This window comes from Dietzia sp. SLG310A2-38A2 (assembly GCF_014145095.1).
Lineage (GTDB): Bacteria > Actinomycetota > Actinomycetes > Mycobacteriales > Mycobacteriaceae > Dietzia.
On sequence record NZ_JAALDX010000281.1, the window covers coordinates 1 to 5,143 of the forward strand.

Below are 5,143 nucleotides of genomic sequence, written 5' to 3' on the forward strand. Positions count from 1 at the left end.
GGCGGGATGGGACGAGCTGGACGAGGGGTACCGGCCCGCGACGTGTCATGGAGGGCTGTACGCCATTCCTGCCGCGGTGGCGGAGGCCGAGGTCACCGGTGCGTCGGTCGACGACCTGCTCAACGCGGTGGTCGTGGGGTACGAGGTCGCCACAGCGGTGGCCAGGGCGTTTCCCGCCCCTCGTCCGCTCACCCTGCATCCGCACGCGACGCTGTCGCCGATCGGTGCCGCCGCGGCGGTCACCTGGCTCAGGACGCGGAACGGTGCGACCATCCTCGGCGCGGTGGACGCGGCGGCCACGATGAGCATGGCCGGCCCGTTCCGTCACGCCACGGTGGGAGCCCAGGTCCGCAACGTCTGGGCCGGGGGAGGAGCAGTGCTGGGATTCCTCGCCTCCGACGCCGCCGCAGCAGGCCTCGGTGGGGACGCCGTGACGCTCTTCGACATCTTCAGTTCGACCTATGGGCAGAGCGTCGACCTCGCAGAGCTGGCAGCCGAGCGTGACTCGTGGGCGATCGTCGACGGCTACCACAAGCGCTACGCCGCCTGTCAGTACACCCACGCCGCCCTCGAGTGCGCGCTGGAGATCACCGGCGGAGCGCCGCTCCCGTCCCCCGAGGACGTCGTGGCGATCGACGTGGCCACCCATCCGCTGGCGATGGCCCTCGACGAGCGCGCCCCGACCACGGCCCTGGGTGGGAAGTTCTCCGTTCCGCACGTCGTCGCGGCGGTCCTGGCGTCGGGGTCCGGTGACGCCCGGGTCTTCGCCTCCGGGGGTCTGGGCGACCCCACCGTCGCAGCACTGCGTGATCGGGTGCGCCTGACGCCGTACGAGTCCCTGCCCGAGCCGCCTCACGACCGTCCCGCCAGGGTGACGGTCCGATTCGCCGACGGGTCGCGGCGCGACGCCGAATGCCTCAGCGCCGTCGGCGGTCCGGACAGACCGCTGGGCGAGGCCGAGGTACTACAGAAGGCGGCGGACCTCACGTCCCGGCACCTTCCCGACTTCGCCGGCGTCGCAGCGCAGATCGTGAACGGAGAGGTGGCGGGGGACGAACCCTGGGCGGCAGTCCTGGCCGCACTCGTCCCGGAGGCCGGGCGATGAACGACAACCCGACTCATGTGTCCGACGGCGGAATGTCTCTGTCCGAGAAGCTGGTGGCCGCGGCCGCGGAGGCGATGACCTCGGTCCCCGACACCGTCATGGCGTCCGCCAGGCTCCATCTGCTCGACAGCCTGGGAGTCGGGATCCTGGGATCCGTCAGCGGTCCTGTCAGGACCGTCACCAGCATCGCCGACTCCGCCGGTCACGGTCCCTGCACTGTGCTCGGTCGAGAGGACGGCGCCCCCGCCCCGGTCGCGGCACTGGCCAACGGCACCCTCATCCACTCCCTGGAATTCGACGACACCCACGTCGCCTCGGTGATGCACGGGAGCTCGACCCTCACGTCGGCGGCGCTGGCCGCAGCCGAGTCCAGTGGCGCGGACGGCGACCGGATGACCGCCGCGTACGCCGTCGGGTGGGAGGTTCTCATCCGGATGGGCCTGGCCAGTCCCGGAACCCTGCAGTCCCGCGGATTCCAGACCACGAGCGCCGCCGGTCCGTTCGCCGCCGCACTCGTGTCGATCCTGATCCGAGGGGACACCCACAACGGCGCCGACGCCCTCGGCATCGCCGGCAGCCAACCCGGCGGGACGTTCGCATTCCTCGCGGAGGGGGCGACGGTCAAGGCCGCACAGCCGGCGTGGGCCGCACACTCGGGACTGTGGGCGGCGGAACTCGCCCGGGCTGGGATAACCGGGCCGTCGAGGGTGCTCGACGGCGACCACGGCTTCTACACCCTGTTCGCGGACGACCCCGGAGCGCCGGCCAGGCTCGACGCACTGCTGGGGGACCTCGGTGAGAAATGGCACCTCCCGGACGCCGCGTACAAGCTGATCCCGTGTTGTCATTTCATCCATCCGTTCGTGGAGGCCGTCGAGCAGTTGCTCGCGGAGGGCCTCCGGCCGTCGGACATCGACAGTCTCCACTGTCACGTCCCCGCCGGCGCCGCCCCGGTGATCGCCGAACCGTGGGGCGCCAGGCAGGTACCTCCCAGCGGGCACGATGCGCGGTGGAGCCTCCCGTACATCCTCGCGGCGCGGTTGGTCGACGGCGAGGTCAGGAACTCCCTGTTCACCGACCCGATCGGCGGGGAGCGGGCCGCCGTGGCCGGCAGGATGACCTACGAGCTCTGGGACGACTCCGGGTTCCCCGCCCGGTATCCGGCTCGTGTCGACGCGCGGACCGGGGACGGGCGCGTGCACACGGCAACCGTCCGCGACGTCCTCGGTGGGGCCGGGCGACCGGTCCCCGAAGCGGCGATCCGCGCGAAAGCCGACAGGAACCTGCGCCTGTCTGGTTGGACGGCGGACGAGGCGGCGGTGTTGATCGAACTGCTGGTGGACACCCCGTCCCTGGACCTGCCCGCGCTGAGCGCTCGGTTGAGGGGGACGGACGGGATCGACCACCGGTAGCCACTCAGGTCGCGTCGCTCGGGCTCGCCGCGTGATCGAATAGCGCTCACGAGCCTGGGAGATCCGTGGTAACCCTTGGCGTAGTCGCGGGGGTCTTCCCCGGTCGAGGGCCAGAGCGACAGGAATCTCACCGATGCGCACCACCGCAATTCGCTCCATGGCACTGTCAGGGCTGGGCGCACTACGGGCGGGCACCGTGGCGCTCGTCGTCGCGGCGGGGCTCTGGCCCGCGCTGCCCGCGGCATATGCCGCTCCCGCGGAGCCGATTGTGGACGGCAGCGGTGTCACGGTCCCCGGGTGCACCCTGCCCTATGTCCAAGGCGTGAATGCCAGTTGCTTTGGTGTGGACCTGAGCGGCTACGACCTCTCCACGCCACCGTTCGTCGACGTGCTCTGGGTGAGTGGAGAGTTCGAACGCGCGAACATGGAGGGGCGCACATTCCCCGTAGGCACCGATTTCTCCGGTGCTGACCTGGCTGCCGCGAATCTGCGATCGGTCTCCGCCGTCGGCGCGTACTTCAACAACGCCGGTATGCAGATGCTGGACGCGACGGGCGCAACGCTCACCGGCGCCCGGTTGTGGCAGACCAATGCACGGGACGCGACATTCGCTGACGCGGATCTGACCAACGCGCAGTTCACCATGGCCGACCTGACGGGTGCGGACTTCACGGGCGCGGATCTGACGGGCGCGAGGATCTACGCCGATGTCACAGGTGCGATCTTCACCGACGCCATCGGGGTGGATCTGGCGGGTTCCACCGGCACGCCGCTCGCAGGCCCTCCCGGGTACACGCCTCCGCCTCCGCCCCCGGCGCCGGACAGTGGACCGATCTCATTGGGAGCGACGGCGGAGAAGGGGTACGCCGCGTGGACGCTGAACACCACCTGGACGAACAGGTCCAGCACCTCATCGTTCGAGTGCTCCTTCGAGGCCCGTCCGACCGACGCGGACGGCAACTACACCAACCTCGCCCCGTATCCGGGGCCCACTGTCACCGTCGCCCCGAACAGCACGGTCGAGTTGGTGCAGAATGCCGGGGTCGGACCGCTTGGTATCGAATGGCAGTGCACGGGTGGGGACGGCACCACCGACAGCCGGTTGTTGGCCACGACCTACTACCTGGGGCTCGTACCACCCACGCAGGTGACTATTCCGGAACCCGACCCCGATATCTCGGAGCCGCCACCCGGGGTCCCGGCGCCCGGATTCGGATCGTCGGTTCTGACACTGTTCGGAAGCAGTGAGGCTGGAAAAGAAGGGCTCCGGAGAGGAAGTTCGACGGAGATCTCCATCGCCTCACACCAGCCGATGAGCTCGCCATGAGCTGCAGCGCAGTGGTGCCCCCGGTCGGACTCGAACCGACACTGGACGGGTTTTGAATCCGTTGCCTCTGCCAATTGGGCTACGGGGGCGAACGCGGCGAGCCGCTGGTCGGAAAGTCTAACCGACGACCGGTGAGCGGCTGTCCGACGCCCGCCCTAGAGTGGCCGTGTGAGCACCACGAGCCAGACCGCCGAAGCCAGTTCCGCCGCCACCACCGCGTCCACCGTCGCCGAGGCACACGGGCCCACCCGTCTGTTGCTCCTCGACGGGCACTCGCTGGCGTTCCGCGCGTTCTACGCCCTTCCCGCGGAGAACTTCTCCACGGCCTCCGGGCAGCACACCAACGCGGTCTACGGATTCCTCTCGATGGTCGCCAACCTGGTCACCACCGAGGAGCCCACCCACCTGGCGGTGGCGTTCGACGTCTCTCGGGCGACCCTGCACCGGACGGCCGAGTACCCGGAGTACAAGTCCACGCGCTCGGCGGCCCCTGAGGAGTTCAAGGGACAGGTCGAGTTGATCCAGGAAGCCCTGGTGGCACTCGGGGTCCGCACGCTGTCGCTGGAGGGTCACGAGGCCGACGACATCATCGCGACCCTGGCCACCCAGGCGGCAGGGGCCGACACCCTCATCTGCACGGGGGACCGCGACGCGTTGCAGTTGGTCTCCGACGCGGTGACCGTGCTCTACCCGGTCAAGGGAGTCTCGGAGCTCGCCCGCTTCACCCCGGAGTCGGTCGAGGCGAAGTACGGGGTGACACCTGCCCAGTACCCGGACGTGGCCGCGCTCCGAGGCGACACCTCCGACAATCTGCCCGGGGTTCCCAAGGTCGGCGACAAGACGGCGGCGAAGTGGATCGTCCAGTACGGCAGCCTGTCGGAACTCATCGCTCACGCGGACGAGGTCAAGGGCAAGGTGGGGGAGAGCTTCCGCGAGCACCTCCCACAGGTGCAGCTCAACCGGCGCATCACCGAACTCACCCGGGACCTCGACCTCGGCGTGCAGCTCGACGAACTCACCCGGCGCCTGCCCGAGCGGGCGGACGTCAACGCTCTGTTCGACAGGCTGGAGTTCGGCCCCCAGGCCCGCGACCGGTTCCTCTCCGCCTTCCTCCCGGAGGGCGCACCCGAGCCGGTGCCGGAGATCGAGATCGAGCAGGCCGCGGTGCTGCGGGCGGGTGAGATCTCGGACTGGCTCGCGGCCCACGCGCCGGCCGGGAGTCGGCACGGCCTCGTCGTCGTCGGTCCCTCACGACCGGGCGCGGGGGACGCGCAGTCGGTCACCGTGGCCGCGGCGGGA

The 5,143-nt window shown here is 70.0% G+C and carries 4 protein-coding genes and 1 tRNA gene; 4 read left to right on the top strand and 1 reads right to left on the bottom strand.

Annotated features, from left to right (window positions below):
* The 3 genes from G6027_RS10310 to G6027_RS10320 form a co-directional block, all read left to right on the top strand.
* On the top strand, nucleotides 1-1,105 hold a 1,105-nt coding region (locus tag G6027_RS10310; RefSeq protein WP_182637098.1), incomplete at its 5' end, for an MmgE/PrpD family protein.
* Complete coding sequence (locus tag G6027_RS10315; RefSeq protein WP_182637099.1) at nucleotides 1,102-2,517, top strand: MmgE/PrpD family protein; 1,416 nt, start codon at nucleotides 1,102-1,104, stop codon at nucleotides 2,515-2,517. The genes G6027_RS10310 and G6027_RS10315, both read left to right, overlap by 4 nt.
* Nucleotides 2,518-2,674: 157 nt before the next feature.
* A complete protein-coding gene (locus G6027_RS10320) occupies nucleotides 2,675-3,844 on the top strand; it encodes a pentapeptide repeat-containing protein (protein WP_182637100.1) in 1,170 nt (389 codons plus the stop codon).
* Between the two features lie 12 nt (nucleotides 3,845-3,856).
* Here the strand turns inward: G6027_RS10320 and G6027_RS10325 are convergent.
* Nucleotides 3,857-3,933: transfer RNA gene (locus G6027_RS10325), tRNA-Leu, on the bottom strand.
* A gap of 79 nt (nucleotides 3,934-4,012) precedes the next feature.
* On the opposite strand from G6027_RS10325, the gene G6027_RS18810 reads away from it, so the two are divergent.
* The coding region (locus G6027_RS18810) for a 5'-3' exonuclease H3TH domain-containing protein (RefSeq protein ID WP_346995690.1) at nucleotides 4,013-5,143 on the top strand (1,131 nt) is incomplete at its 3' end.

Coding starts and splice junctions, on each gene's coding strand:
- G6027_RS10320 (WP_182637100.1), top strand. CDS start 2,675: ATGGCACTGTCAGGGCTGGGCGCACTACGGGCGGGCACCGTGGCGCTC.
- G6027_RS10315 (WP_182637099.1), top strand. CDS start 1,102: ATGAACGACAACCCGACTCATGTGTCCGACGGCGGAATGTCTCTGTCC.